25 protein-coding genes are annotated in these 25,769 nt (G+C 67.5%); 20 read left to right on the plus strand and 5 right to left on the minus strand.

Annotated elements, in window-relative coordinates; genetic code table 11:
* Positions 1 to 13 precede the first annotated feature (13 nt).
* Positions 14 to 2,878, plus strand: a complete 2,865-nt coding sequence (glnE, locus tag J2W36_RS12565; RefSeq protein ID WP_307690073.1) for a bifunctional [glutamate--ammonia ligase]-adenylyl-L-tyrosine phosphorylase/[glutamate--ammonia-ligase] adenylyltransferase — start codon at positions 14 to 16, stop codon at positions 2,876 to 2,878.
* Entirely contained in the window at positions 2,875 to 3,927 is a 1,053-nt protein-coding gene (locus J2W36_RS12570; RefSeq protein WP_307690074.1) for a septal ring lytic transglycosylase RlpA family protein, read from the plus strand. The genes glnE and J2W36_RS12570 overlap by 4 nt, the downstream gene beginning before the upstream one ends.
* A 28-nt stretch (positions 3,928 to 3,955) precedes the next feature.
* Here the strand turns inward: J2W36_RS12570 and J2W36_RS12575 are convergent, their stop codons facing one another.
* The gene (locus J2W36_RS12575; RefSeq protein ID WP_307690075.1) at positions 3,956 to 4,813 is read right to left on the minus strand and encodes a ferritin family protein; all 858 of its coding nucleotides are present in this window, start codon (positions 4,811 to 4,813) and stop codon (positions 3,956 to 3,958) included.
* Between the two features lie 126 nt (positions 4,814 to 4,939).
* Here J2W36_RS12575 and J2W36_RS12580 point away from each other — a divergent pair, with 126 nt between their 5' ends.
* From J2W36_RS12580 to secF, 11 genes are all read left to right on the plus strand, one after another.
* Positions 4,940 to 5,548: a glutathione peroxidase gene (locus J2W36_RS12580; protein ID WP_307690076.1), complete on the plus strand. Its 609-nt coding sequence runs from the start codon at positions 4,940 to 4,942 to the stop codon at positions 5,546 to 5,548.
* A gap of 342 nt (positions 5,549 to 5,890) precedes the next feature.
* Positions 5,891 to 7,237, plus strand: coding sequence for an NAD(P)/FAD-dependent oxidoreductase (locus J2W36_RS12585; RefSeq protein ID WP_307690077.1), 1,347 nt, complete (start codon positions 5,891 to 5,893; stop codon positions 7,235 to 7,237).
* Between the two features lie 74 nt (positions 7,238 to 7,311).
* Complete coding sequence (locus tag J2W36_RS12590) at positions 7,312 to 8,097, plus strand: DUF1365 domain-containing protein (RefSeq protein WP_307690249.1); 786 nt, start codon at positions 7,312 to 7,314, stop codon at positions 8,095 to 8,097.
* Positions 8,094 to 9,308: an SAM-dependent methyltransferase gene (locus tag J2W36_RS12595; protein ID WP_307690078.1), complete on the plus strand. Its 1,215-nt coding sequence runs from the start codon at positions 8,094 to 8,096 to the stop codon at positions 9,306 to 9,308. Before J2W36_RS12590 ends, J2W36_RS12595 begins: the two co-directional genes overlap by 4 nt.
* Positions 9,308 to 9,913, plus strand: coding sequence for a chalcone isomerase family protein (locus tag J2W36_RS12600; RefSeq protein WP_307690079.1), 606 nt, complete (start codon positions 9,308 to 9,310; stop codon positions 9,911 to 9,913). The genes J2W36_RS12595 and J2W36_RS12600 overlap by 1 nt, the downstream gene beginning before the upstream one ends.
* Before the next feature lie 34 nt (positions 9,914 to 9,947).
* Positions 9,948 to 11,300, plus strand: a complete 1,353-nt coding sequence (locus J2W36_RS12605; protein WP_307690080.1) for an MFS transporter — start codon at positions 9,948 to 9,950, stop codon at positions 11,298 to 11,300.
* On the plus strand, positions 11,297 to 11,833 hold the full coding sequence (locus J2W36_RS12610) for a DUF3833 domain-containing protein (protein ID WP_307690081.1): 537 nt from the start codon (positions 11,297 to 11,299) through the stop codon (positions 11,831 to 11,833). Before J2W36_RS12605 ends, J2W36_RS12610 begins: the two co-directional genes overlap by 4 nt.
* Entirely contained in the window at positions 11,830 to 12,615 is a 786-nt protein-coding gene (locus J2W36_RS12615; RefSeq protein ID WP_307690082.1) for an SDR family NAD(P)-dependent oxidoreductase, read from the plus strand. The genes J2W36_RS12610 and J2W36_RS12615 overlap by 4 nt, the downstream gene beginning before the upstream one ends.
* Before the next feature lie 180 nt (positions 12,616 to 12,795).
* Positions 12,796 to 13,125, plus strand: coding sequence for a preprotein translocase subunit YajC (gene yajC, locus J2W36_RS12620; RefSeq protein ID WP_307690083.1), 330 nt, complete (start codon positions 12,796 to 12,798; stop codon positions 13,123 to 13,125).
* A 136-nt stretch (positions 13,126 to 13,261) separates the two neighbouring features.
* A complete protein-coding gene (gene secD / locus J2W36_RS12625; RefSeq protein ID WP_307690084.1) occupies positions 13,262 to 15,145 on the plus strand; it encodes a protein translocase subunit SecD in 1,884 nt (627 codons plus the stop codon).
* Positions 15,146 to 15,155: 10 nt separating this feature from the next.
* The gene (gene secF / locus J2W36_RS12630; protein ID WP_307690085.1) at positions 15,156 to 16,109 is read left to right on the plus strand and encodes a protein translocase subunit SecF; all 954 of its coding nucleotides are present in this window, start codon (positions 15,156 to 15,158) and stop codon (positions 16,107 to 16,109) included.
* 80 nt (positions 16,110 to 16,189) lie between these two features.
* On the opposite strand, the gene J2W36_RS12635 is transcribed toward secF, so the two are convergent.
* From J2W36_RS12635 to J2W36_RS12645, 3 genes are all read right to left on the minus strand, one after another.
* Entirely contained in the window at positions 16,190 to 16,711 is a 522-nt protein-coding gene (locus J2W36_RS12635; RefSeq protein WP_307690086.1) for a Smg family protein, read from the minus strand.
* 26 nt (positions 16,712 to 16,737) lie between these two features.
* Positions 16,738 to 17,880, minus strand: coding sequence for a DNA-processing protein DprA (dprA, locus tag J2W36_RS12640; RefSeq protein ID WP_307690087.1), 1,143 nt, complete (start codon positions 17,878 to 17,880; stop codon positions 16,738 to 16,740).
* Positions 17,881 to 17,954: 74 nt separating this feature from the next.
* On the minus strand, positions 17,955 to 18,452 hold the full coding sequence (locus J2W36_RS12645) for a hypothetical protein (RefSeq protein ID WP_307690088.1): 498 nt from the start codon (positions 18,450 to 18,452) through the stop codon (positions 17,955 to 17,957).
* Positions 18,453 to 18,586: 134 nt separating this feature from the next.
* On the opposite strand from J2W36_RS12645, the gene def reads away from it, so the two are divergent.
* The 6 genes from def to J2W36_RS12675 all read left to right on the plus strand — a co-directional run bounded on the left by def (position 18,587) and on the right by J2W36_RS12675 (position 22,941).
* The gene (gene def, locus J2W36_RS12650; protein ID WP_307690089.1) at positions 18,587 to 19,111 is read left to right on the plus strand and encodes a peptide deformylase; all 525 of its coding nucleotides are present in this window, start codon (positions 18,587 to 18,589) and stop codon (positions 19,109 to 19,111) included.
* The gene (locus J2W36_RS12655) at positions 19,108 to 19,608 is read left to right on the plus strand and encodes a hypothetical protein (RefSeq protein ID WP_307690090.1); all 501 of its coding nucleotides are present in this window, start codon (positions 19,108 to 19,110) and stop codon (positions 19,606 to 19,608) included. The genes def and J2W36_RS12655 overlap by 4 nt, the downstream gene beginning before the upstream one ends.
* Positions 19,609 to 19,613: 5 nt before the next feature.
* Positions 19,614 to 20,582, plus strand: a complete 969-nt coding sequence (gene fmt, locus J2W36_RS12660; RefSeq protein ID WP_307690091.1) for a methionyl-tRNA formyltransferase — start codon at positions 19,614 to 19,616, stop codon at positions 20,580 to 20,582.
* Positions 20,582 to 21,322 (plus strand): AzlC family ABC transporter permease, encoded by a 741-nt coding sequence (locus tag J2W36_RS12665; protein WP_307690092.1) that lies wholly within the window; start codon positions 20,582 to 20,584, stop codon positions 21,320 to 21,322. The genes fmt and J2W36_RS12665 overlap by 1 nt, the downstream gene beginning before the upstream one ends.
* The gene (locus J2W36_RS12670) at positions 21,319 to 21,666 is read left to right on the plus strand and encodes an AzlD domain-containing protein (RefSeq protein WP_307690093.1); all 348 of its coding nucleotides are present in this window, start codon (positions 21,319 to 21,321) and stop codon (positions 21,664 to 21,666) included. Before J2W36_RS12665 ends, J2W36_RS12670 begins: the two co-directional genes overlap by 4 nt.
* A gap of 84 nt (positions 21,667 to 21,750) precedes the next feature.
* Positions 21,751 to 22,941, plus strand: a complete 1,191-nt coding sequence (locus J2W36_RS12675) for a phosphoglycerate kinase (protein ID WP_307690094.1) — start codon at positions 21,751 to 21,753, stop codon at positions 22,939 to 22,941.
* A gap of 1 nt (position 22,942) precedes the next feature.
* Here J2W36_RS12675 and J2W36_RS12680 read toward each other — a convergent pair whose 3' ends face one another.
* Complete coding sequence (locus J2W36_RS12680; RefSeq protein WP_307690095.1) at positions 22,943 to 24,040, minus strand: fatty acid desaturase; 1,098 nt, start codon at positions 24,038 to 24,040, stop codon at positions 22,943 to 22,945.
* A 179-nt stretch (positions 24,041 to 24,219) separates the two neighbouring features.
* Between J2W36_RS12680 and pyk the strand changes: the two genes are divergently transcribed.
* Entirely contained in the window at positions 24,220 to 25,668 is a 1,449-nt protein-coding gene (gene pyk / locus J2W36_RS12685) for a pyruvate kinase (RefSeq protein WP_307690096.1), read from the plus strand.
* The last annotated feature ends 101 nt before the right edge of the window (positions 25,669 to 25,769 follow it).

Raw genomic sequence — 25,769 nt, forward strand, 5'->3', positions numbered from 1 at the left:
TGTGTCAGGAATTATGACCGCCAGCATTCACACCGGCACTGCCGGCACCGATGCCCTCGCGCATCCAGAGCACTTGTCATCGAACGAGGTGCCGCTGCCGCTGTCCGCCTATTCCCGCTTCGTACAGCGCCTGCGCAGGCGTTACGCGGCCGATCTGGCCTTGCTGCCGGCCGGCGAGCCATTGCGCCCGCAGATGGCACAGGCTTACGAAGTGTTGCGTTCGCGGGGCCAGAGCGTGGGCGATGCGCTGCGCACGGTGCGCCAGCTCGTCATGGAACGGCTCGTCACGCTCGACTGCGACCGGCAGGCGCCGCTGTCGGTGGTCACCGCCGCATGCACGCAGCTCGCGGAGTTCGCGCTCGACGAAGCCTGCCGCGCCGCTTTCGAGGAACTCGAAGCCGTGCATGGCGCGCCGCGCACGGCCGACGGCCAGCGCGCGCAGCTCTGGATCGTGGGCATGGGCAAGCTCGGTGCGCGCGAGCTCAATGTGTCCAGCGACATCGACCTGATCTACCTGTACGACCAGGACGGCGAGACCGCGGGCGACGCGTCTGGCCGTGCCCGCCTGTCCAACCAGGAATTCTTCGGACGCGTGGTCAAGCGCATCTATGCGCTGGTGGGCGACACCACGGAGCACGGCTTCGTCTTTCGTGTCGACCTTGCGTTGCGGCCCAACGGCAACTCCGGCCCGAGCGTGGTGTCGCTCGATGCGTTGGAAGACTACCTGCAGCTGCAGGGCCGCGAGTGGGAACGCTTCGCATGGATGAAGAGCCGCGTGGTGGCGCCTGCCGCGGTGGTGGCCGACGGCTCGGCCCAGGCCCTTCGTGGCGTGGTGCTGCCTTTCGTGTTTCGCCGCTACCTCGACTACACGGTGTTCGACGCGCTGCGCGTGCTGCACCGGCAGATCCGTGAGCAGGCCACGCGCCGCAGTGCGGGGCGGCCCGAGCGCGCCAACGACGTCAAGCTGTCGCGCGGCGGCATCCGCGAAATCGAATTCACCGTGCAGTTGCTGCAGGTGGTGCGCGGCGGCCAGTTTCCCGAACTGCGCACACGGCCCACGCTCGACGCGCTGCAGCGGCTGGCGCGCGCCGGCCTCATGCCCCAGGAAACAGCCGATGCGATGGCCGCGGCCTACGAGTTCCTGCGCCGGGTCGAGCATCGCATCCAGTACCTGGACGACCAGCAGACCCACGCGCTGCCCGTTCATGACGATGACGTGCGCTGGATCGCGCAGTCGATGGGCTACGCCGATTGCTGCGCCTTTCTCGCCCAGCTCGACACGCACCGCGAACTCGTCGCGCAGGAATTCGACAAGCTGCTCGGCGGCGCCAAGCCCTGCACCCGCTGCCAGGGCGGCGGCAAGACGGCGGTGCCCATCGAGCTGGTCGACCTGCTGGCTGAACTGCCACCGGCCTTTGCCACACGCGTCACGTCGTGGTGCGACGATCCGCGTGTGCTGGCGCTGCGCGACGAAACCCGCGCGCGGCTGAATCAGCTGGTGCGCCGCACCGGTCGCTGGATCCAGACGCCTGCGCTCGACACCGAGCCGGGTGCGCTGCCGGTAGTGCGCCCTCCTGTCGGCGGTTTGGGTGAGCCGGACGACGAGGCCGAAGGCCAGACCGCGCGCCGTATCGAGGCGGCGCTGCGCTGGGCCGACTGGATCGAGCCGCTGATGCGCCGCGAGAGCTATCTCGCGCTGCTGGTCGAACGCCCCGCGATCCAGGAGCGCCTGCTGCGCCTGCTGGGCGCGGCCAAGTGGCCCGCGCGCTACCTGCTGCAGCATCCGGGCGTGATCGACGAACTGGCGAGCGACGAGATGCTGTCGGGCCGCTTCGTGGCGGCGGAATTCGAGCGCGAGCTCGACGAGCGCCTGGTCTCGCTGCGCCGCACCGGCGAAGACGACGAGGAGCGCCTGCTCAACCTGCTGCGCCACGCGCACCATGCCGAGGTGTTCCGTACGCTGGCGCGCGACGTGGAAGGGCGCATCACCGTCGAGCAGGTGGCCGATGACCTGAGCGCGCTGGCCGATGCCGTGCTGCGGGTGACGGCGCGCTGGTGCTGGCCGCATGTGCGCAATCGCCATCGCGAGCAGCCGCAGTTCGCCATCATTGGCTACGGCAAGCTCGGCGGCAAGGAGCTGGGCTACGGCAGCGACCTGGACATCGTGTTCGTCTACGAAGACGACGACGAGAACGCCGGTGACGTGTATGCGGCCTATGTGCGCAAGCTCATCAACTGGCTGTCGGTCAAGACGCGCGAGGGTGACCTGTTCGAGATCGACACGGCGCTGCGGCCCAATGGCAACTCCGGCATGCTCACCACCAGCTTCGCGGCCTACGAAAAATACCAGCTCGGCCGCGGCAGCAATACCGCATGGACCTGGGAGCACCAGGCCATGACGCGCGCGCGCTTCATTGGCATGGCGAGCGCGGCTGCCTCGCTGGAGGCCCGCTTCGACGGTGTGCGCGAGGCCGTGATCGTCTCGCCGCGCTATCCGGCCGGACTGCGCGCGCAGATCGTCGCCATGCGCGAGAAGGTGCGCGCGGCACGCCCGGTCAAGGCCGGCTTCTTCGACGTCAAGCACAGCCCCGGCGGCATGGTCGATGCCGAATTCGCGGTGCAGTACCTGGTGCTGTCGGCCGCGGGCGCGCATCCCGAACTGATTCCCAACGCCGGCAATATCGCACTGCTGCTGCGTGCGGAGGCCGCCGGCCTGCTGCCTCCGGGTGTCGGTCGCGATGCGGCCGCGGCCTACCGCGAACTGCGGCGCGTGCAGCATCGGGCCCGACTGAACGAAGCCCCCACCCAGGTGCCGTTGCCGGGCCTTGCGACCGAGCGCGGTGCCATGCTGGCGCTGTGGCAGGCGGTGTTCGCATGAGTCCACTGCGTTGCAGCGGGCCGCAGCGCAGCGAGCGCCTGCTGCTGGCGTGCGCAGCACTGGCGATCCTGGCAGGTTGTGCCAGCGGTCCGCGGGGCGGTCGCGACGGCGCTCCGGCCAACCCGCCGGCCGGCCTGAGCCAGGTGCCCGATGCCGAGCCGCGGGTCGAGCCGATCCGCAGCGGCGGCACCAGCAAGCCCTACACGGTGCTGGGCCGCTCCTACGTGCCCATCACCGACGACCGGCCGTGGCGCGAGACCGGTCTCGCATCGTGGTACGGCACGCAGTTCCACAGCCAGTCGACGGCCAGCGGCGAGCCCTACGACATGTATGCGATGACGGCCGCACACAAGACGCTGCCGTTGCCGAGCTACGTGCGCGTGCGCAACCCCGCCAACGGGCGCGAGGTGATCGTGCGGGTGAACGACCGCGGTCCTTTCCATGACGATCGCGTGATCGACCTGAGTTATGCGGCCGCGCTCAAGCTCGACCTGCTGCGCGGCGTGGCGCCCGTGGAGATCGAGCGCATCACCAACGAGGACATCCGCACCGGCGCGTGGCGGCGTGAAGGCGGTACGGCCTATGCCGCGGCGTCCCCGTCGGCCACGCAGGTGGCGCAGGCACCGCAAAGCGTGGCGGTGCCCCTGGCGATGACGACCCCGGTCGTGAGTGCGCCGCGTGCCCAGGTCACCGAGCTGCCGCCCCTGTCCTCGCTGCCACCGTCGGCCTCCCCATCGGTCGCCTCACCCACCGACACGTCGGTGGCCGGGCCTTACGTGCCGCCGGCATCGTCCGGCGACAGCACGGCGGCGGCACCCGGTTTCTGGGTGCAGTTGGGCGCCTTCAGCCAGCGCGACAGCGCGGTGAACTTCCAGCGGCAGGTGGCCCGCAGCCTGCCGGCCATTGCGCCCACGCTCAATGTGTTCAGCGAGCGCGGGACGCACCGGCTGCAGACGGGCCCCTATGGTTCGCGCGACACCGCACGCCAGACGGCCGAGCAGATCCGCAGCACGCTGGCGCTGGCGCCGATGATCGTCGAGCGCCGTTAAACCCTGCTGGTCGACCGAGCCGGCCGCGTCAGGCGCCCTGGTAGACTGTTTTCGGCGTCACGGTGGCGCTGACTTCCTTGCGGTAGCGGTTGAGTTCCTGCACCGTCTTGAAGCTGCGGTTCATCAGCAGGCTCAGGTTGTGCAGGATGCGTTCGCCGACCTTGGTTTCCCATGCCGCGTCGAACTTGATCTGGTTGTCGAGCCAGTGCTCGAGCCAGTCGGGGTCGGGCATGCGGCTCTGGATCGTGTCGTTGGGAAACAGCGCCTTGCTCACATGCAGGTTGGTCGGGTGCAGCGCCTGGGCCGTGCGGCGCGCGCTGGCCATCAGCACGCCGACCTTGGTGAAGGCCGCACGCGCCTCATCGCCGAATTTCTCCAGCGCCCGCTTCATATAGCGCAGGTAGGCGCCGCCGTGGCGCGCCTCGTCCTGGCTGAGCGTGGTGTAGATGTGCTTGATGACCGGCTCGGTGTGCCACTCGGCGGCGCGGCGGTACCAGTGATTCAGGCGGATTTCGCCGCAGAAATGCAGCATCAGCGTTTCCAGCGGTGGTGCGGGGTCGAAGTCGAAGCGGATGTCGTGCAGTTCCTGCTCGGTTGGCGCGTGCTGCGGGCTGAAGCGCTTGAGGTATTCCATGAGCACCAGCGAATGCTTCTGTTCCTCGAAGAACCAGATCGACATGAAGGCCGAGAAGTCGCTGTCGTGGCGGTTGTCGCGCAGGAACATCTCGGTGGCCGGCAGCGCCGCCCACTCGGTGATGGCGTTCATCTTGATGGTCTGCGCCTGTTCGTCGGACAGCCTGGTGCCGTCGAAGGACTGCCAAGGAATGTCCTTGTCCATGTCCCAGCGGACCGATTCGAGTTGCCTGAAAAGTTCGGGATAGAGCATCGAGGTCTTCTTTCTTCTTGTACCGAAGCGATTTTATTCGGCACGTGGTACGCGCTCATGACAAGCACGCGATGATGTGAATACGCACACTGTTTTGTGCAAATGTGCGTTTGGCTGGAGACCCTCATGCAAAAGATGCAGTTGATCGGAAGAACCCCCTTGTTTTGCGCCATGGTCGCCGCATGGCTGATCGTGCAGTCACCCCTGTCACGGGCCCAGGTCGGCGCTACCGATCCACAGGCCACGACCAGGGCGTGTCCATCCATCCTGCAACACACCTTCGCCCGGCTGCAAGACGAAAAACCCCAGAACCTGTGTCAGTACACAGGCCGGGTGGTGTTGATCGTCAATACAGCGAGCTTCTGTGGGTTTACGCCGCAATACAAGGGCCTGGAGGCGCTCGACGGCAAATATCGATCCCGCGGCCTGGTGGTTCTGGGATTTCCTTCGAACGACTTTTCCCAGGAAAGCGGCTCGAACAAGGAGATTGCCGATTTTTGCGAGAGCACGTTCGGCGTCAAATTCCCGATGTTCGCCAAATCGTCGGTACGGGGTGACGACGCCAGCCCGCTGTTCAAGCAACTGGCCCAGGTCTCGGGCACCACGCCCAAATGGAACTTCTACAAGTACCTGATCGGCCGCGATGGCAAGGTGGTGGCGGCCTGGTCCAGCCTGACTGCGCCCGACGACAAGGCCTTCGTCCGCGCGATCGAGGCGCAACTCGGACAAAAATAAATACTGTGCAGTTCACAAAAATACGAATCGGTATTAATATTGACCGATGCGTCCATCCATCGCCATTCCTGCCCTTTCTGCGCATCGCTCAGATACAAATGTTTACCTGAGGGCAGGGAACCCGGCTGAGCGGGCTGGGCTCCTAAACGGACCGGACGCAGAAGGTCCGGTCATGGTTTTCATGTTGCGAGGTCTTCCAGGCGCCCGTCGCCTGGATGCAATCCCGAGGCGATTCTTCTCCTCCTCCTCCCTCCCTCCCTCCTTCGCGTCGGGGCGCCTCGCAACATTTTTGTCTTCGTGTTTCCAGGCGCTGCCGAGCTTGCAGCGCACCGGAGTTCAGTCGTGAGCGGCGCTTTCGCCGGGCCGTCCAGGGTGGCGGTGGTCGGCGCCGGCATCGCCGGTTTGTCGGCGGCCTATGCACTGCGCCACCAGGCGCAGGTCACGCTTTTCGAAGCAGGCGATTACTTCGGCGGACACGCACACACGGTCGACATCACGCTCGCCACGTCGGCCATCGACGCCACGCCTGTCCGCTACGGCGTGGACACCGGCTTCCTGGTCTACAACGACCGTACCTATCCCGAGTTGATCGGGCTGCTGGCCGAGCTGGGCGTGGACACGGCGGCTTCCGACATGTCTTTTTCGGTGCAGGCTCCGCGCGGCGGCGGCGGTCGGCTCGAATGGAGCGGCAACAATCTGTCCACCGTGTTCGCGCAGCGCCGCAACCTGCTCGATGGCCGGTTCATCGGCATGCTCGCCGACCTGCTTCGTTTCAACAGGCTCACCACCCGCATCGCCCAGGAGGGCACGGAGCAGCAGTGGGCCCAGCCGCTGCGCGAATTCCTGGACGTGCACCGCTTCGGCGCTGCGTTCCGCGATTGGTATTTCCTGCCCATGATGGGATGCATCTGGAGCTGCCCGACGCAGCAGATGCTCGAATTTCCGGTCGCCACCATGATCCGCTTCTGCCATAACCACGGGCTGATCCAGATCGCCAACCGACCGCAATGGCGCACGGTGCGCGGCGGCTCCCGGCACTATGTGGAGAAGATCGTTGCCACGCTCGATGACGCGCGCCTGTCCACGCCGGTGCGGCGCGTCACCCGCGCGCCCCATGGCGTGCTGGTGTCGACCGATCGCGGCACCGAGCGCTTCGACCATCTCGTGCTGGCCACGCATTCCGACCAGTCCCTGGCGCTGCTGGCAGACGCCTCGCCCGCCGAGCGGGCCACGCTGGGCGCCATCCGCTTCCAGTCCAACCGGGCCGTGTTGCACACCGATGCTTCGGTGCTGCCACAACGGCAGTCCGCCTGGGCCGCCTGGAACTACGAGGCTGCGGGGGCAGCGACTGCCGATGGCAGCGCGAGCGTCTGCCTGCACTACCTGCTCAACAAGCTGCAGCCGCTGCCCTGGTCGCAGCCGGTGGTGGTTTCGCTGAATCCGGTTCGGCCGATTCCGCGTAGTCAGGTCATGGCGGAATACGACTATGCCCATCCTGTGTTCGACCTGGCGGCCATCCGTGCCCAGGATGACGTGCGTGCGCTGCAGGGCGAACGGCACACCTGGTTCGCCGGTGCGTGGATGGGCTATGGCTTCCACGAGGACGGGCTCAAGGCCGGTTTGGCGGCTGCAGCCGGCGTGCGCGAGCGTCTCGCCGCCAGCGACGGCGTTGCAAGGCGTGCGGCATGACCTTGCCGGTGGACAGCCTGGCGCAAGCCCCCGCGGGCGTGCAAGCGGCGGCCGAGCCGGATACCGCGCCGCGCATGCAGCCGCCCGTGGCCTTGCTGGGTTTCGGCGAAGTGCGCCACACCCGGCTGCGCCCGGCGCGCAATGCATTCACCTATCCGACCTATTTCCTGATGCTGCCGATGCGCGCGCTGCGTGCCGAGGGCAGCCAGGCGCTCGCACTCAATCGCTGGGGCGCGCTGTCCTTTCATGATGCCGACCACGGCGACGGCCGCGGCCCCGCGCAGGGTGGGGCGCTCGGCTGGCTCGACGCGCTTCTGGCTGCGCACCGCATCCACGATGCAACGGGCGAGGTGTGGCTGCACTGTTACCCGCGCGTGCTCGGCTACACCTTCAAGCCGGTGAGCTTCTGGTATTGCCACACGGCCCAAGGGGCGTTGCGTGCCATCGTGGTCGAGGTCAACAACACCTTCGGCGAACGCCACTGTTATCTGCTGGACTATCCGGTCTACGGCATGGAACTGCGCGCCACCAAGGCCTTTCACGTTTCGCCTTTCTGCAGGATCGAGGGCGGGTACCGCTTTCGCTTCTTTGTCGATGAGCACCGCACCCGCACGGTGGTGCGCATCGACCACGACGACGCCGACGGCCCGCTGCTGGAAACCAGCGTCAGCGGCACGCTCGTGCCCCTGGACACCGCCAGCAAGCGCCGCGCGCTCTGGCGCTACCCGGCGATGACCATCGGGGTCATCGTTCGTATCCACTGGCAGGCCGCCAAGCTCTGGCTGCGGCGCGTGCCCTTTGTCGCCAAGCCGGTCCCGCCCGACCGCTTCGTCTCCCACGGACAGACGCCGAAGCCATGAACTCGATCACCACCGCCCCTCGTTTTTCCGTGCCCCGGGACGCACCGGCCGCCGCCCGCACCGTGCTCGGTCTGCTGCAGCGCCTGGCCCATGGCTCGCTCACCGTGAGCCTGCCCGATGGCTCCGTGCAGCACTTCGGTGCCGCGCCCGGCAGCGGCCCCACCGCATCGATGACGCTGCGCAACTGGGCGCCTTGCAAGGCCGCGCTCAAGTCGGGCGACATCGGATTTGCCGAGAGCTACATCGCCGGCGACTGGACCACGCCCAATCTCACGGACCTGCTCAAGGTGTTCATCGCCAACCGGCGCGCCATCGAGGACGTGGTCTACGGCAGCTGGTTCGGCCGGCTGGTGTACCGCGTGCGGCACCTGATGCACCGCAACAGCAAGGCAGGCAGCTCGCGCAACATCCATGCGCACTACGACCTGGGCAATGCGTTCTACAAGCTGTGGCTCGACGAGACGATGAACTACTCGTCGGCCTGGTTCAATGGCAACTTCAGCCAGCCGATGCGCGACGCGCAGGACGCCAAGGTCGAGCGTGCGCTGCAACTGGTGCACGTGCAGCCCGGAGACCGGGTGCTGGAGATCGGCTGCGGCTGGGGCGCGCTGGCGGAGATGGGCGCGCGAAACTTCGGCGCGCATGTGACCGGCGTCACCCTGTCGACCGAACAGTTGGCGTTCGCCCAGGAGCGCACGGCCGGGCTTCAGGTCGACCTGCGGCTGCAGGACTATCGCGACATTCAGGATGCACCTTTCGACGCCATCTGTTCCATCGAGATGGTCGAGGCCGTGGGCCGCGAATATTGGCCCGCCTATTTCAGCACGGTGAGCCGACTGCTCAAGCCCGGCGGCCATGCCTGCGTCCAGAGCATCGTGATCGACGATGCGCTCTTCGATCGCTACATCGACTCGACCGACTTCATCCAGCAGTACATCTTTCCGGGCGGCTGCCTGCCGTGCCCGCGCGAGTTCTGGCGCGCCGCCGAGGCGGCCGGGCTGGAGGTGGTCGACGAATTCGGCTTCGGTGCGGACTATGCCGAGACGCTTCGCCGCTGGCGCGAAGACTTCCTGGGCGAACGTCATCGCATCCTGCAGCTTGGCTTCGATGAAAGGTTCATGCGGATATGGGAGTTCTACCTCGCCTACTGCGAAGCGGCCTTCGCGCAGGGCAACATCGACGTGGTGCAGTACACGCTGCGCAAGCGCTGATGCGCGCCGCCGTTGCCCCGACCCGGGCCACCGCTGCGCGCGTGTTCGGGCTCGTGACGCTCTGTGCGGCGACCGGCCTGGCGCCTGCGCAACCGGTCACACCGGCACCGGCGTCCGGCGCTGCTGCCGACGCGTCCGCCTGGCGCAGCGCACTCCCAGGCGCCCAACGCGTGGCGACCACCCGGCTGACGGTGTGGGGCTTCCAGGTGTACGACGTCACGCTCTGGATCACGGATGGCTTTTCGCCCGACCGCTGGGCCCAGCGCCCGTTCGCGCTCGAACTGAACTACCTGCGGGACTTCGACGGCGCGGACATCGCCCAGCGTTCGCTGGATGAAATGCGGCGCTCGGCGCCCATCCCGTCTGCACAGGCGGCACGCTGGCTGCAGGCCATGCAGGCGACTTTTCCCGATGTGAAGAAGGGCGACCGCCTGGTGGGCGTGCATGCGCCCGGCAGCGGGGCACGCTTTTTCCACAACGGCGCGCCCGTGGGCGAGGTGCGCGACGCGGCATTCGCCGAGCGTTTCTTTGCCATCTGGCTGGGTGCCCAGACGTCCGAGCCCGCCATGCGCGACGCACTGCTGGCACCGCTGGCAGCGCGCTGAGCCACACGGCCTCGCGCGTCGATCGAATCACCAGATGAGCACGGCTCCCCACTTCAGCCGCCTGGACGGGCTGCGCTATGGCCTGCTCGGCCTGCCGCTGGCCTTTGTCGCGCTGCCGCTCTACGTGCTGCTGCCCAACCACTACGCGCGTGCCTACGGCGTGTCGCTCACCGCGCTGGGCGCCGTGCTGCTGGCCGTGCGCCTGTTCGACGCGGTGGTCGACCCATGGCTCGGGCGCCTGAGCGACCGGCTCTTCGCGCGGTCGCCGCGGGCGGTGCTCAACGCCGGTGCAGCGGCGGCGGCTGTGCTCGCGATGGGTTTCGCGCTGCTCTTCTTCCCCGAATGGCTGGTCGACCCGGCGCGCGAAAGCATGCTGCTGGCGACCACGGCCGCGCTGCTGGCCATCACCTACCTGGGCTACAGCGCGCTCGGCATCGCGCACCAGTCCTGGGGTGCCATGCTCGGCGGCGACGCCCTCCAGCGCAGCCGCATCGTCGGTTGGCGCGAGTCGCTCGGCCTGGCCGGCGTGGTGCTGGCATCGGCCGTGCCCACGCTCGCCGGGCTGGGGCCGATGGTGGTCCTGTTCGTGCTGGCGCTGGCCGCTGGCTGGTTCGCCTGGACCCGTGCGCCGCGTCCGGCGCCAAAGGCCATGCCGAGCGCGGCGGATCCAGCGCCCGGCGCGCGGGCAGCGGCGCACGGGCGCGACCTGCGGCTGCCGCTGCGTCGCCCGGCCTTCCGTCGCCTGCTGCTGGTGTTCGTGCTCAATGGCATCGCCAGCGCCATTCCTGCCACGCTGGTGCTTTTCTTCGTGCAAGACCGCCTGCAGGCGCCGGCCGGCATGGAGCCGGCCTTCCTCGGCCTCTATTTCGTCTGCGCAGCCGCATCGATTCCGCTGTGGCTGCGCGCGGTATCGCGCTGGGGCCTGGCGCGCACCTGGCTGGCCGGCATGGTGCTGTCGATGGCGGTCTTCGCCTGGGCCGGCGTCATGGGCGCGGGCGATGCGTGGCCGTTTCTCGCGGTTTGCGCGCTGTCGGGCATCGCCCTGGGCACCGACCTCGTGGTGCCCGGCGCGCTGCTGGCGGGCGTGATCGCCGATGCGCGCGACCAGGATGCGGCAGGCGCGTACTTCGGCTGGTGGAATTTCGCGACCAAGCTCAATCTCGCGCTGGCCGCCGGCCTGGCGTTGCCGCTGCTCGGGCTGGCCGGCTATGCGCCGGGTGTGCGCGACGCCGGTGCGCTCGGTGCACTGACGCTTGCCTATTGCCTCCTGCCCTGCATGCTCAAGCTGATGGCCGCTGCGGCGCTCTGGGCGCTGGTGATCCGTCCTTCCTCTTCTTTCCATTCCCCTTCTCCTGATTCTTCCGATCTCCCGAAAGCCCTCTCATGAAATTCCGTCTCGGTCTTGCCACGTTGATGCTGGCGACCGCCACTGTGCTGATCGGCTGCGCGGCGCCCCAGCCGGCCGACTACGCGGCCGAACGTCCGGTGCTGTCGCTGCAGTCTTATTTCAACGGCCGGTTGCAGGCGCACGGCATGTTCCAGAACCGCGCGGGCAAGGTGGTCAAACGCTTCACGGTGGTGATGAACTGCAGCTGGAACGGCGACGAGGGCGTGCTCGACGAAGCCTTCACCTACAGCGACGGCAGCACCGGACGCCGTGTCTGGAAGCTCCAGGCGCTGCCCGACGGCCGCTTTACCGGCACGGCCGACGACGTCGTGGGCGTGGCCCGCGGCGAGCAGCGCGGCAATGCCTTCCACTGGACCTACACGCTCAGGCAGCCGGTCGACGACAACGTCTACGAGGTGCAGATGGACGACTGGATGTACCTGGTCGATGGCAAGGTCATGCTCAATCGTGCCGAGATGAGCAAGTTCGGCGTGCGCGTGGGTGAGGTCACGCTCTCCTTCACCAAGCCATGAGGCTGCTCGCGCCCTACAACCCGCCGATCGCCGACTGGCGCGACAAGCGGGTCTGGATCGTCGGCGCCTCCTCGGGCATCGGACATGCCACCGCCGTGGCGCTGCTGGCGCAGGGTGCGCGCGTGACGATGTCGGCGCGCCAGCGCGCGCCGCTCGACGCGCTGGCGGCCCGCCATCCGGCGCTGGCCACCGTGCTGCCGCTGGACGTCACCGACGCGGACGCCGTGCGCCAAGCCCACGCGGCGCTCGTTGCACAGGGGCCGGTCGACTTCGTGCTTTACTGTGCGGGCACCTACCAGGCGCTGCGTGCGGACGCCTTCGCGCTGGACGTGATGGTGGCGCACCAGCAGGTGAACTACGTGGGAGCGCTGCATGTGCTGGCCGTCGTTCTGCCTGACTTCGTGGCGCGCGGTGCCGGCCACGTGGCGCTCACGGCGAGCGTGGCGGGCTTTCGCGGGTTGCCGCAGAGCCTGGCCTATGGGCCGACCAAGGCCGCGCTCACCAACCTGGCCGAGGTGCTGTACGCCGACCTGCACCGGCGCGGCATCGGCGTGAGCGTGGTCCAGCCGGGCTTCGTCGAGACGCCACTGACGGCGCAGAACGAGTTCAGGATGCCCGCGCTCATCCAGCCGGCCGAGGCCGCGGCCGACATGCTCGCCGGCTGGGCGGCGGGGGACTTCGAGATCCATTTTCCGAAGCGCTTCACCTGGTGGATGAAGCTGCTGCGCGTGCTGCCTTATCGGCTTTATTTCGCGGCGGTGCAGCGGGTGACGGGGCTCTGAGTCCAATGTCCCGGCCGGTGCGCCGGGTTAGGCGCTGCCGCGTGTCGAGCCGCGCCCTACAATGCCGGGTGCTGTGCGCGGCCTCGCCCGCGCCGATCGGCCGCATCCTGCGGTCGCGCAGGCGGCGCGTGAATGCCACGCACCGCAATCCCTGTTTTCTCTCTTCTGCTGGAGACTTCCTTGTTCATTTCCTCTGCTTTCGCCCAGACCGCACCCGCAGCCGGTGGCGGCGACATGTTGTCCTCGCTGGGCAGCATGCTCCCGCTGGTGCTGATGTTCGTGGTGCTCTACTTCGTGATGATCCGCCCCCAGATGAAGCGCCAGAAAGAAGCGCGCGCCATGATCGAGGCGCTGGCCAAGGGTGACGAAGTCGCCACCTCCGGCGGCATGCTCGGCAAGATCACCTCGATCGGTGACCAGTACCTGGGCCTCGAAATCGCCAATGGCGTCGAAGTCAAGGTGCAACGCAGCTCCGTCGTCCAGGTCCTGCCCAAGGGCGCGATCAAGTAATTAGCACTCGCCCCCAGGCTGCGCGGCACTTCGTGTCCGCTTCGCCCACCCCGACCGGGGGCGCTGCCAGTGGCCCGGCGAAGCCGGTTCCACGGCAGCCTACGAATTAAGGCGCTATGCGTTTCAAGGCTGAAAGATGAACCGATATCCGGTCTGGAAGTACGTAATCCTCGTGGTCGTGCTGCTCGTGGGGCTCATCTATGCCCTGCCCAATTTCTTCGGCGAAGCGCCTGCAGTGCAGGTGTCGGCGAGCAAGGCGACCGTCAAGGTCGACGCGTCCACCCAGGCACGCGTCGAAGAGGCCCTCAAGGCCGCCGGCCTGGTGCCGGACATGCTCACGCTCGACGCCACCTCGGTGCGCGCGCGCTTCACCAGCACCGACGACCAGCTCAAGGCGCGCGATGCGCTGCAGCGCGCCCTGGTGCCCGACGGCAGCGACCCCAGCTATGTGGTCGCGCTCAACCTGACCTCGCGCTCGCCAGCGTGGCTCACCGCGCTGCATGCCTCGCCGATGTACCTCGGTCTCGACCTGCGCGGCGGCGTCGACTTCCTGCTGCAGGTCGACATGAAGGGCGCCATCGACAAGCGTGCCGAATCCTTTGCGGGCGACTTGCGCACGGCCTTCCGTGACAAGGGCATCCGCGGCAGCGCGGTCAACCGCAACGGCCAGACGCTGGAGGTGACCTTCCGCGATGCGGCCAGTCTCGCAGCCGCCAAGGACGTGGTGCGCGACCAGTTCCAGGACCTGAGCACCGTCGACAGCCAGGACGGCACCAACTTCAAGCTGACGGCGAGCATCAAGCCCGAGGCGGCACGCCGCCTGCAGGACGCGGCGCTCAAGCAGAACATCACCACGCTGCACAACCGGATCAACGAACTCGGCGTGGCCGAGCCGGTGATCCAGCAGCAGGGCATCGACCGCATCGTCGTGCAGCTGCCCGGCGTGCAGGACACGGCCAAGGCCAAGGACATCCTGGGCCGCACCGCGACGCTCGAGATGCGCCTGGTCGACGAAAGCGCCGAGGGCCATGCCGCCGAATCGGGCACGGGCCCGGTGCCCTTTGGCTCGGAGCGTTTCATGGACCGCAACGGCCGCGCCGTGATCGTCAAGAAGCAGGTGCTCGTCACCGGCGAGAACCTGACCGACGCGCAACCGGGCTTCGATTCGCAGACGCAGCAGCCCAAGGTCGACCTGACGATGGACGCCAAGGGCGGCCGCATCATGCGCGACGTGAGCCGCGACAACTACCGCAAGCGCATGGCGATGTTGATCTTCGAAAAGGGCAAGGGCGAAGTGCTCACGGCACCGTCGATCAATGGCGAGCTGGGCAACCGCTTCCAGATCTCCGGCTCGATGACCGTGGTGGAAGCCAACGACCTCGCACTGCTGCTGCGCGCCGGCTCGCTGGCCGCGCCCATGGAAATCATTCAGGAGCGCACCATCGGCCCGAGCCTGGGTGCCGACAACATCAACAAGGGCTTCAAGAGCGTGATGTATGGCTTCATCGCCATCATGGTGTTCATGTGCGCCTACTACGCGCTGTTCGGCGTGTTCTCGTCGATCGCGCTGGCGGTGAACCTGATGCTGCTGGTGGCCATTCTCTCGATGCTGCAGGCCACCCTCACGCTGCCGGGCATTGCCGCCATGGCGCTGGCCATCGGCGTGGCGATCGACTCCAACGTGCTCATCAACGAGCGCGTGCGCGAAGAACTGCGCAACGGCGCCTCGCCGCAGGCCGCCATCCACGCTGGCTACGACCGGGCCTGGGGCACCATTCTCGACTCGAACGTGACCACGCTGATTGCGGGCATCGCGTTGCTGGCCTTCGGTTCCGGTCCGGTGCGTGGCTTCGCGGTGGTGCACTGCATCGGCATCGTCACCTCCATGTTCTCGGCCGTGTTCTTCTCGCGCGGCCTGGTGAACTTCTGGTACGGCGGCAAGAAGAAGCTCAAGTCGGTGTCCATCGGCACGGTCTGGCGCCCCAAGACGGACGGCAACGCAGTCGTCGAAGCGAACTAAGGAGCGCGCCATGGAATTCTTCCGCATCCACAAGACCATCCCGTTCATGCGCCATGCCAAGGTGCTGAACATCATCTCCTTCGCGACCTTTGCGCTGGCGGTGTTCTTCCTGTTCCACCGGGGCCTTCACCTGTCGGTCGAATTCACCGGCGGCACCGTGATGGAAGTCGCCTACCAGCAGTCGGTCGACGTCGGCAAGGTCCGCGAGACCATCGGCAAGATGGGCTACGCCGATGTGCAGGTGCAGAACTACGGCACCTCGCGCGATGTGCAGATCCGCCTGCCGGTGCAGAAGGGCCAGACCTCGGCCCAGCAGAGCGCCCAGGTCATGGACGCGCTCAAGGCCCAGGATCCGACGGCCACGCTGCGCGGCAACGAGTTCGTCGGTCCCCAGGTCGGCGAGGAGCTCACCACCAACGGCCTGAAGGCGCTGGGCATGGTGGTGGTGGGCATCATGATCTACCTGGCGTTCCGCTTCGAGTGGAAGTTCGCCCTGTCGACCGTGCTGGCCAACCTGCACGACGTGGTGATCATCCTGGGCTTCTTCGCCTTCTTCCAGTGGGAGTTCTCGCTGGCGGTGCTGGCGGCGGTGCTGGCGGTGCTGGGCTATTCGGTCAACGAGTCGGTCGTGATCTTCGACCGCATCCGCGAGAACTTCCGGCGCTACCGCAAGATGACCACGGTCGAGACGATCGACAACGCGATCACCTCGACCATCAGCCGAACCATCATCACCCACGGCTCCACACAGCTGGTGGTGCTGTCGATGTTCTTCTTCGGCGGGCCGACGCTGCATTACTTTGCGTTGGCGCTGACCATCGGCATCTGCTTTGGCATCTACTCGTCGTGCTTCGTGGCCGCGGCCATCGCCATGTGGCTCGGGATCAAGCGCGAAGACCTGATCAAGGCACCGGTCAAGCGCGAAGGCGATCCGGAAGATCCGAACAGCGGCGCGGTGGTCTGATCTAACGCACGGCCTGCCAGACATCGAAAAAAGGCGCACTGCAGAGTGCGCCTTTTTGTTTGTGGGGAGCGTGAATTGCGTTAGTGCGCCACGCGGTCCCGGCCGTCGTCGCAGAGTTCGTCCAGCACGAGGGCATCGGGCTCGGAACCGGTGCTCCAGTGCACCATCAGCACGATGATCTTGAGTTCTTCCAGGGCCATCGGGCCGCCTGCCGTCGCCATGGCGCGGTCGATCACGATTTCGCGCATGCCGCAGGGCAGCACGTCCGAAAGTTCCAGAAAGCGGATGAAGCCGATGCACTCGGCGCCCAGGTGGTCCTGCTCGGCCGCGGAGTAAACGCGCATCGCATCGGCGGACTGCGGCAGTGCCGTGCCGGCCTGCGTGCGCTCGCCGATGGTGACGCTGGCATCGTCCAGGCCCGGCGTCCGCATCAGGGGCAAGCCCTGGGTGGCCAGGCTGAGGCCGTCGAGCCACTGCAACGCATCGCGGATTTCCTCCGCGTCGAAGCCGTGCGCGCTGAGCTTGCGGCCCAGTTGCTCGGGTTCGGGGCATGCGTCACCACGCCAGTAATTTTCGTAGACGAATACGAGCACTTCGAACATGGAGCCAATATAGCCCACGATGCGCCTCAGGCGCGCGCCACGCGTTGAAACAATCCGCCTGGCAGGCGGGCGACATGGCCGTCGAGTTCCAGTTCCAGCAGCTTGCCCTGCAGGTCTGCTGCACTGAAGCCGGTGCGGGCGCACAAGGCGTCGAGGCCGACCGGGTCGTGCCCGAGCGCTGCCAGCAGGCTGGCAGCGTCGGGGTCGTGCGCAGTGCCTGCAAAAGGCAACTCTGGCGTGTCGTCGGGCAGGGCGGTCATGGGCAATTCCTCCTGCACATCATGGACTGTTTCCACCAGCTTGGCTCCCTGGCGGATCAGCGCATGGCAGCCCCGGGACTGCGGCGAATGGATCGAGCCGGGAATCGCGAACACCTCGCGTCCCTGTTCGATGGCCAAGCGCGCCGTGATGAGCGAGCCTGACAGCAGTGCAGCTTCGACGACCAGCGTGCCGCGCGACATGCCGGCAATGATGCGGTTGCGCTTGGGGAAGTTCTGGTGCAGCGGCGGCGTGCCCAGCGGGAACTCGCTCACGATGAGCCCCTGCGCGCTGATGCGGTGAGCGAGTGCACGGTGGCGAGCCGGATACACGCGGTCCAGGCCGGTGCCGACCACCGCCACGGTCGCGAGCATCGCGCGGTCGCCGGCGCCTTCGAGCGCGCCAAGATGCGCCGCACCGTCGACCCCCAGCGCCAGGCCCGAGATCACCGGAATGCCCGCTTCGACCAGGGCGCGGCCGAAGGCCCGGGCGTTGTCGGTGCCCTGCGGGGTCGGATTGCGGCTGCCGACGATCGCGATGCTCCGGCCGAGATCGCGCGTGTCGAAGGCCGCCGGGCCGAGCACGTAGAGCATCGGGGGCGGGTCTTCGGTTTGCAGCAGCAGCGAGGGGTAGGTCGGGTCGTCCCAGGTCACGATGCGCCGCACGGCGCCATCGGCTTCGCTGCCCTGCAGCCACTGCCAGGTGCGTGCGAGTTGCGCGTCGAACCCGTCGGGCCGTTGCTGCACGGCGCGTGTCTGGGCCGGCGTGAGGTGCTCGCGCAGCCGATGCTCGGGCTGGCCGAACACCTCGCCGGGCAAGCCGAAGGCCGCAAGCAGCCTGCGCGCGCTGAGGTCGCCGACACCCGGCGTGAGTTGCAGGCGCAGCCAATCGGAGAGTTCGTCGCGTTCCATGGGGCGTGGCTCGGGGGATGGGGAAAGAGAGAGAAGCAGAAGAGAAGCAGAAGAGAAGGGGATGGCCCCGTGATTCAGGGCAGGGGCACCAGCAAGTCCCCCACGCGCACTTCCTCGCGCGCAGTCACGATCTCGATCACCGCGGGCCGGGCCTGTCGCTGGGCCCGACCGTCGATGTCGGTCGGGGGCGCCGATTCGGCCCGCCGCAGCCGTGCGGTGCCGACGAGCCGCACTTCCTCGCCGAACGGCGTGCCTGCTGCTGGGTTGTGCAGGTCCATGTCTGCGCGGCGCAGCACGCGGAATTGTCTCGGGGCCTCGCTGGCGGTGGACAACGGCGTTTGCGCGCTGCCTTGTGCGTAGGCAAGGTCGCCACGGGTGAGCAGCGCGCGGCCTTCGGGCCCCGCGACGATGCGTGCGGCGCCGACGACCGCCTGTGGATCGACGAGAACAAGGGGTGTGTCCTGGGCCCGGATCGGACCGGGACCCACGACCGCCAATGCCACCAGCAAGCCGGTCCACCGGCCGTTTCGTGAGCGGTCCTGGCGCTGAAAGCAACGCGAAACGGAATTCATTGGCCTCCAAATTCTTACAATTGGCGGCGAATTTAAGGGCGAATCCCTTGAACGGGCACGCTCATGGTGCAGGTGGGCGGCAGGGTGTCCAGGAATTGGCGAAAATGGCAGAAGATTTACCCTCACTGCCCGTCATGGCCAAAAGAACCATCCTGAGTTTTCCCGACAAACGCCTTCACACGGTCGCCAAGCCCGTGCAGGGCGTGGACGCGCGGATCAAGGCGCTGGTCGCCGACATGCTGGAGACCATGTACGACGCCAACGGCATCGGCCTGGCAGCGACCCAGGTCGACGTGCATGAGCGGCTGGTGGTCATCGACGTGTCCGAAGAGCGCAACCAGCCGCTCGTGCTCATCAATCCCGAGATCGTCTGGGCCAGCGACGAAAAGGTCCTCAACGAGGAAGGCTGTCTGTCCGTGCCCGGCATCTACGACGGCGTGGAGCGTTCCACCGCGGTGCGCGTGACCGCGCTCGATGCCGAGGGCGAGCCGCGGACGCTGGAGGCCGAAGGCCTGCTGGCCGTCTGCGTGCAGCACGAGCTCGATCACCTGCTGGGCAAGGTCTTCGTCGAATACCTGTCGCCGCTCAAGCGCAACCGCATCAAGAGCAAGCTGCTCAAGCAGCAGCGTGCCGACGAACGCGACGAAGGCCGACGTTGAGGCTGCCTTGCACGACGGCCGGTGCGGTCCTGATGGTCACCGTGCTGGCCCTGGCCGGCTGCGCGAGCGAGCCGACGCGGCTGGCGCCCGGCAGCACGCGCGCGCAGGCGCTGCAGCAACTGGGCACGCCGACGGCGATCTATTCGCTGGGTGCCCAGGGTGAACGCCTGCAGTATTCGCGGGCACCTGCGGGTTACGAAGTCAACAACGTCGATCTCGACGCGTCGGGCCGTGTGCGCGAAGTGCGCCAGGAGCTCGACGAGCGTCTGTTCGATCGCACGATATTGCCGGGCGCGTGGACCGAAGTCGACGTGCTGCGCAGCTACGGCCGGCCCTTCGAGATCACCGAAGTCTCGTCTTTCGACGGCAAGGTCTGGACCTGGCGCTACAAGGCGATGAACGCCCGCCGCCTGCTCTACATCTACGTCGACCGCAGTGGTCGGGTCGTGCGGTATCACACCGGCGACGACCTCCAGCTCGAACGGCTTCCGCTGTGACGCGCATGCGGGTCGGATTTGCGGGCACGCCCGAGTTCGCGCGCGTGGCGCTCGAAGCCTTGCAGGCCGCCGGGCACGAGATCGTGCTCGTGCTGACCCAGCCCGACCGGCCCGCCGGCCGTGGCATGAAGCTGCAGGCCTCGCCGGTCAAGCAGTGTGCGCTGGCGCACGGCTGGTCGGTGGCGCAGCCACGCAGCCTGCGGCTGGACGGCAAGTATCCCGACGAGGCCGAGGTCGGCCGCACGGCGATCCTGGCCGCCGACATGGACGTGCTGATCGTGGCCGCCTACGGCCTGATCCTGCCGCAGTGGGTGCTCGACACCCCGCGCCGGGGCTGCCTGAACATCCACGCGAGCCTGCTGCCGCGCTGGCGGGGCGCCGCGCCGATCCACCGCGCGATCGAGGCGGGCGACACCGAAACCGGCGTCACCATCATGCAGATGGATGCCGGTCTGGACACCGGCGACATGCTGCTGCGCGAGGCCATCGCGATCGGCGACGACAGCACGGCCCGCCTGCACGACCGCCTGGCCGGGCTCGGTGGCCGGATGATCGTCGATGCACTGGCGCGGGCCGCGGCCGGCACGCTGCAGCGCACGCCGCAGCCCGTCGAGGGCGTGACCTATGCGCACAAGGTCGAGAAGCACGAGGCGCAGATCGACTGGACCCAGGACGCCGCGACGCTGGTGCGTCGGGTGCGCGCGTTCGACCCGTTTCCGGGCGCCAGCAGCGCGCTGGATGGGGAAACCGTCAAGTTCTGGGCGGCACACCGGCAGCCCGATGCCGTTGGCGGTGCCGGCCCTGCGGGCGAGGCGCCGGGCACCGTGCTGGCGGTCGGTCCGGCCGGCATCCACGTGGCCACCGGCGATGGCGTGATCGTGCTCACCGAACTCCAGCGCGCGGGCGGCAAGCGCCTGGCGGCGGCCGACTTCCTGCGCGGTTTCGACGTGAAGGTCGGGCAGGTCTTCGGCTGATGTTCTTCTTTCGATCGGTCCGGCGCCAGCCCGAATTTCTCGACGGCATGCGCGTGATGGCGCCGATGGCCGTGGGCATCGGCGCGTGGGGCCTGATGACCGGCGTGGCCATGCTCAAGTCGGGCATGAGCGTGGTCGAGTCGGTCGCCATGACGTTGCTGGTGTATGCGGGCAGCTCGCAGCTGGCGTCGATTCCGCTGCTGGTGGCCGGTGCGCCGGCCTGGGTCGTGCTGGCCACGGGTTTCTGCGTGAACCTGCGCTTTGTCGTCTTCAGCCTGCACCTGCGGCCCTACCTCATGCACATGCCGCGCTGGCGTCGTCTCACGCACGGCTACCTCACGGCCGACCTGAGCTACGCGGTGTTCACGGCGCGCTATGCGCAACCGCCGCAGGGTGCGCGCGAGGAGGCCGCACAGGAGGCCTTCCTGACGGGCGGCTACTTCGTCACCTGGTGCGCCTGGATGAGCATGAGCCTGCTGGGCATTGCGCTGGCCAACTTCATCCCGCAGGCCTGGGGCCTGGGCTTCGCCGGTGTGCTGAGCCTGCTGGGCATCCTGTGCTCGATGGCGACCTCGCGCCTGCGCGTGGTCGCCGCACTCATTGCCGGCGCAACGGCGGTGGCCGCCTATGCGCTGCCCCTGAAGCTCAACATCGTCACCGGCATCGGCGTGGCCGTGCTGCTGTGCTTCTGGATGGAAAAGCAGTTCGGCCTCGACGCCAGCGCGGAGGACGACCGATGAAGCTGGGCGACGGCAGCACCGACTTCTGGACGCTCGCGATCATCGTCGGGCTGGCCTGCGTGACCGTACTCACGCGCTGCTTCTTCTTCATCCTCGACCGGCCCTGGGGCCTGCCCGACTGGGCCCATCGCGCGCTGCACTACGCGCCCGTGGCGGCGCTCTCGGCCGTGGTCATCCCCGAGATCGTGATGACGCAGGGGCACCTGGTGGCCACCTGGCAGGACGCGCGGCTTTACGCTGCGGTGGCCGGCGCGGCCTGGTTCTTCTGGCGCCGCGGCGTGCTGGGCACCATGGTGGTCGGCATGGCGGTCTATCTGCCGCTGCACCTGGGCCTGGGCTGGTAACGAAGCACAGGAGACGCCGCGCGGGCGTGCATGGCTCCTAGAATCGTCGGAATTGCAGATTTTTCAACTCCGAGCCTTCTTCCCATGAACGTCATCCGTTTCTCCGATCTCTGTGCCCAAGGCAAAGTCGCCGGCCAGCGCGTGTTCATCCGTGCCGACCTCAACGTGCCGCAGGACGACGCCGGCCGCATCACCGAAGACACGCGCGTGCGCGCCTCGGTGCCCTGCATCCAGGCCGCGCTCGACGCCGGTGCGGCGGTGATGGTCACGTCCCACCTCGGCCGCCCGACCGAGGGCGCCTTCAAGCCCGAGGACTCGCTGGCACCGGTGGCCGAGCGCCTGGCCGAGTTGCTCGGCCGCCCGGTGCCGCTGGTGGCCAACTGGGTCGACGGCGTCGACGTGGCGCCCGGCCAGGTCGTGCTGCTGGAGAACTGCCGCGTCAACAAGGGCGAGAAAAAGAACGACGAAGCGCTTGCCAAGAAAATGGCCGCGCTCTGCGACATCTACGTGAACGACGCCTTCGGCACCGCGCACCGCGCCGAAGCCACCACCTACGGCATCGCCCAGTTCGCGAAGATCGCCTCGGCCGGCCCGCTGCTGGCCGCCGAGATCGACGCCATCACCAAGGCGCTGGCACACCCCGCGCGGCCGCTGGTGGCGATCGTCGCCGGCTCCAAGGTCAGCACCAAGCTCACCATTCTCAAGGCGCTGGCCGAGAAGGTCGACCAGCTCATCGTGGGCGGCGGCATCGCCAACACCTTCATGCTGGCTTCGGGCCTGTCGATCGGCAAGTCGCTGGCCGAGCCCGACCTGCTGGACCAGGCCAAGGCGGTGATCGAGGCGATGCGCGCGCGCGGCGCGGCGGTGCCGATCCCGGTCGACGTGGTCACGGCCAAGACCTTCGCGGCTGATGCGGCCGCCACCGTCAAGGCCGCCGACGCGGTGGCCGAGGACGACCTTATCCTCGACATCGGCCCCAAGACTGCCGAGATGTTGGCCGCGCAGCTGCGCGAAGCGGGCACCATCGTGTGGAACGGCCCGGTCGGCGTGTTCGAGTTCGAGGCCTTCTCGCACGGCACCGAAGCCATCGCCCGCGCCATCGCCCAGAGCAAGGCCTTCTCGATCGCCGGCGGCGGTGACACGCTGGCGGCCATCGCCAAGTACGGCATCGAGAAGGATGTCGGCTACATCTCGACCGGCGGCGGCGCCTTCCTGGAAATCCTCGAAGGCAAGACGCTGCCGGCCTTCGAGATCCTTTCCCGGCGCGCGAGCTGACTTACACCGGCAGGGGGCGCGGCTCGCTGGTCGCGTGGCCCTTGAAGTCGGTCCAGCAGCGACGCGTGAAGTCGTAGAGCTTGCAGCGGCGTGCGGTGCTGAAATACCAGCGCCACGAGAAGCGCTGCACCACGATGCGCGTGGGCAGCATTTCCTCGATGCGCGCCTGCGCAGCCTTGAGCTTGTAGAGCGGAATGCTCATGTCCACGTGGTGCGCCGTGTGCTCCATGATGTGGTGCAGCAGCGAGCCGATGCGAAACGGAAAAGTCAGGTGCACGGTGGTCGACACGAAAGGCTGGGCACGCTGCCATGCCGCGCGATCGTCATGCCAGGACACCTTGACGTGCGTGTGGTGGACGTACACCACGAAGCCGATCATGGCGAACCAGAACAGCAGCGGCACCACGAAGGCCGTGCCCACCAGCATCGCCACCGACTGGTCGGTCGCCAGCGCCGCGGCCACCAGCGTGGCGAACCACACGGCGGCAAAGCTGCACACCAGCCAGCAGTCGCGCGAAAACACCGGGCGTTCGGCATTGGTGGTGCGGTCACGAGCGACCATGCGGCGCCACCAGATCTCCACCATGTAGTAGACGCCCGGCGCCCAGCCGCTGCGGTAGAGGCGCTCCATGAGGCGCCGCGAGGGCGAGAGCGCCTCGTACTCGGCTTGGGTGAGCGGTGCCCAGACGAAGTCGACGCCCTTGAGGTTGGTGAAGCCGTGGTGCACGACGTTGTGCCCCATGTCCCAGAGGCTGTAAGGCGTCAGCGAGGGCAGGAAGGCGATGCGCCCGAGCCATTTGTTGAGCCGGCGGTGCGGCGTCAGGCTCTGGTGGCAGCCGTCGTGGCCGATGATGAACAGCCGGCCGATGACGAAGCCCGCCGCCAGGCCGCACAGCAGCTTGAGCCAGCCCGATTCGAGCATGACCACCGCCGTCATCAGGCCGAAGAACAGGGCGTAGTCGATCGCCAGCAGCACCAGGGCGCGCCAGGTGCTGCGCTCGGCCAGCGGCAGCAGCCAGGAGCGGATGACCTTGCGGTGCGGAAGGGGTACTTCCGGTGCCAGGGGCGTGAGATCGACAGGTTCGAGGGAAGTCTGCATAAAAAAAGGGCGAAAAAGGAAGAACTACGGCGCAGGAGCAGCACCGTACCGTCATCATCGGGAGGGAGTTCTGACCGGGATCAAACGTCCGCAAGTTGTCTGCGCAAGCTTTTGCGTGTCGGATGACGCAGCACCCGCATGTGAGAATTGTGCCAAAAGCCAAATACAAGGAGAAATGCATGGACACCGTCCGTATTCCGCGCCACGCCACCAAGATCGTCGCCACCCTCGGCCCGGCCTCGAACACGCCCGAATTGCTCGAGCAGATGATCCTGAGCAAGGTCAGCGTGGTCCGGCTGAACTTCAGCCACGGCACGGCGCAGGACCACATCGCGCGGGCGGCCATGGTGCGGGAAGCCGCACGCAAGACCGGCCGCGAAGTCGCGATCATGGCCGACCTGCAAGGTCCCAAAATCCGGGTGGGCAAGTTCGCCGACGGCAAGGTCTGGCTGGAGCCGGGCGCGAAGTTCGTGCTCGACGCGTCGCGCACCGAGCCGGGCACGGTCGACGCAGTGGGCCTCGACTACAAGGACCTGCCCCGCGACGTGAAGGCCGGCGACCGCCTGCTGCTCAACGACGGGCTGATCGTGCTGAAGGTCGACGCCGTCAAGGGCGAGGCCGTCATGACCACCGTGGTGCTGGGCGGCGAACTGTCCAACAACAAGGGCATCAACAAGCAGGGCGGCGGCCTGACCGCACCGGCGCTCACGGCCAAGGACATGGAGGACATCAAGACGGCGATGAGCTTCCAGGCCGATTACGTGGCCGTGAGCTTTCCGAAGAACGCGACCGACATGGAAATGGCGCGCCAGCTGTGCAACGTGGCGGCCGCCGAGTTCGGCCACCGGCCGGGGATGATCGCCAAGATCGAGCGGGCCGAGGCCATTCCCAAGCTCGAAGAGATCCTGCGTGCGAGCGACGGCATCATGGTCGCGCGCGGCGACCTGGCGGTCGAAGTCGGCAATGCGGCCGTGCCTGCGCTGCAAAAACGCATGATCCGCATGGCGCGCGAGATGGACAAGGTCGCCATCACCGCCACGCAGATGATGGAGTCGATGATCACAAACCCCGTGCCCACCCGCGCCGAGGTGAGCGACGTGGCCAATGCGGTGCTCGACGGCACAGACGCCGTCATGCTGAGTGCCGAGACGGCGTCGGGCCGCTACCCGCTGGAGACCGTGCAGGAGATGAGCCGCATCTGCGAGGCTGCCGAGCAGGCCGAGGACACCGCGCGCGACACCGATTTCAGCGGCCATACCTACGCCCGCATCGACCAGGCCATTGCCATGGGCGCGTTGTTCACCGCGCACCACCTGGGCGCCAAGGCGATCGTCGCGCTGACCGAATCGGGCTCGACGCCGTTGTGGATGAGCCGCCACTCGGCGCACATTCCCGTGTACGCGCTCACCTCGCGCCTGGCCACGCAGCGCAAGATGGCGCTGTACCGCAACGTGCGCCCGCTCCTGATGGACTCGCACACCGACCGCGACACGGCGCTCGAGCATGCCGAGGCGCACCTGAAGAAGCGCGGCATCGTCCAGAGCGGCGACGTCTATGCCATCACCTGCGGCGAACCGATGGGCGCACCCGGCGGCACCAACATGCTGAAGATCTGCCAGGCGACTTGAGCCGCGAACGACGGTTCAGTCGCCGCCTGCACGCATTGGCAGCCGCGTCCTACCGGCTGCCGCTGCGCGGGCGGCCAGCATCCGCCCGCGCCGGGTCGGCG

The sequence above is a fragment of the Variovorax ginsengisoli genome, from assembly GCF_030811835.1.
GTDB classification, from domain to species: Bacteria; Pseudomonadota; Gammaproteobacteria; order Burkholderiales; family Burkholderiaceae_C; genus Variovorax; species Variovorax ginsengisoli_C.

What these genes read in the sequence shown, in the direction of transcription:
- glnE (WP_307690073.1), top strand. Translation starts at nt 14, where the DNA reads ATGACCGCCAGCATTCACACCGGCACTGCCGGCACCGATGCCCTCGCG.
- J2W36_RS12570 (WP_307690074.1), top strand. Translation starts at nt 2,875, where the DNA reads ATGAGTCCACTGCGTTGCAGCGGGCCGCAGCGCAGCGAGCGCCTGCTG.
- J2W36_RS12575 (WP_307690075.1), bottom strand. Translation starts at nt 4,813, where the DNA reads ATGCTCTATCCCGAACTTTTCAGGCAACTCGAATCGGTCCGCTGGGAC.
- J2W36_RS12580 (WP_307690076.1), top strand. Translation starts at nt 4,940, where the DNA reads ATGCAAAAGATGCAGTTGATCGGAAGAACCCCCTTGTTTTGCGCCATG.
- J2W36_RS12590 (WP_307690249.1), top strand. Translation starts at nt 7,312, where the DNA reads ATGCAGCCGCCCGTGGCCTTGCTGGGTTTCGGCGAAGTGCGCCACACC.
- J2W36_RS12595 (WP_307690078.1), top strand. Translation starts at nt 8,094, where the DNA reads ATGAACTCGATCACCACCGCCCCTCGTTTTTCCGTGCCCCGGGACGCA.
- J2W36_RS12600 (WP_307690079.1), top strand. Translation starts at nt 9,308, where the DNA reads ATGCGCGCCGCCGTTGCCCCGACCCGGGCCACCGCTGCGCGCGTGTTC.
- J2W36_RS12605 (WP_307690080.1), top strand. Translation starts at nt 9,948, where the DNA reads ATGAGCACGGCTCCCCACTTCAGCCGCCTGGACGGGCTGCGCTATGGC.
- J2W36_RS12610 (WP_307690081.1), top strand. Translation starts at nt 11,297, where the DNA reads ATGAAATTCCGTCTCGGTCTTGCCACGTTGATGCTGGCGACCGCCACT.
- J2W36_RS12615 (WP_307690082.1), top strand. Translation starts at nt 11,830, where the DNA reads ATGAGGCTGCTCGCGCCCTACAACCCGCCGATCGCCGACTGGCGCGAC.
- secD (WP_307690084.1), top strand. Translation starts at nt 13,262, where the DNA reads ATGAACCGATATCCGGTCTGGAAGTACGTAATCCTCGTGGTCGTGCTG.
- secF (WP_307690085.1), top strand. Translation starts at nt 15,156, where the DNA reads ATGGAATTCTTCCGCATCCACAAGACCATCCCGTTCATGCGCCATGCC.
- J2W36_RS12635 (WP_307690086.1), bottom strand. Translation starts at nt 16,711, where the DNA reads ATGTTCGAAGTGCTCGTATTCGTCTACGAAAATTACTGGCGTGGTGAC.
- dprA (WP_307690087.1), bottom strand. Translation starts at nt 17,880, where the DNA reads ATGGAACGCGACGAACTCTCCGATTGGCTGCGCCTGCAACTCACGCCG.
- J2W36_RS12645 (WP_307690088.1), bottom strand. Translation starts at nt 18,452, where the DNA reads ATGAATTCCGTTTCGCGTTGCTTTCAGCGCCAGGACCGCTCACGAAAC.
- def (WP_307690089.1), top strand. Translation starts at nt 18,587, where the DNA reads ATGGCCAAAAGAACCATCCTGAGTTTTCCCGACAAACGCCTTCACACG.
- fmt (WP_307690091.1), top strand. Translation starts at nt 19,614, where the DNA reads ATGCGGGTCGGATTTGCGGGCACGCCCGAGTTCGCGCGCGTGGCGCTC.
- J2W36_RS12665 (WP_307690092.1), top strand. Translation starts at nt 20,582, where the DNA reads ATGTTCTTCTTTCGATCGGTCCGGCGCCAGCCCGAATTTCTCGACGGC.
- J2W36_RS12670 (WP_307690093.1), top strand. Translation starts at nt 21,319, where the DNA reads ATGAAGCTGGGCGACGGCAGCACCGACTTCTGGACGCTCGCGATCATC.
- J2W36_RS12675 (WP_307690094.1), top strand. Translation starts at nt 21,751, where the DNA reads ATGAACGTCATCCGTTTCTCCGATCTCTGTGCCCAAGGCAAAGTCGCC.
- J2W36_RS12680 (WP_307690095.1), bottom strand. Translation starts at nt 24,040, where the DNA reads ATGCAGACTTCCCTCGAACCTGTCGATCTCACGCCCCTGGCACCGGAA.
- pyk (WP_307690096.1), top strand. Translation starts at nt 24,220, where the DNA reads ATGGACACCGTCCGTATTCCGCGCCACGCCACCAAGATCGTCGCCACC.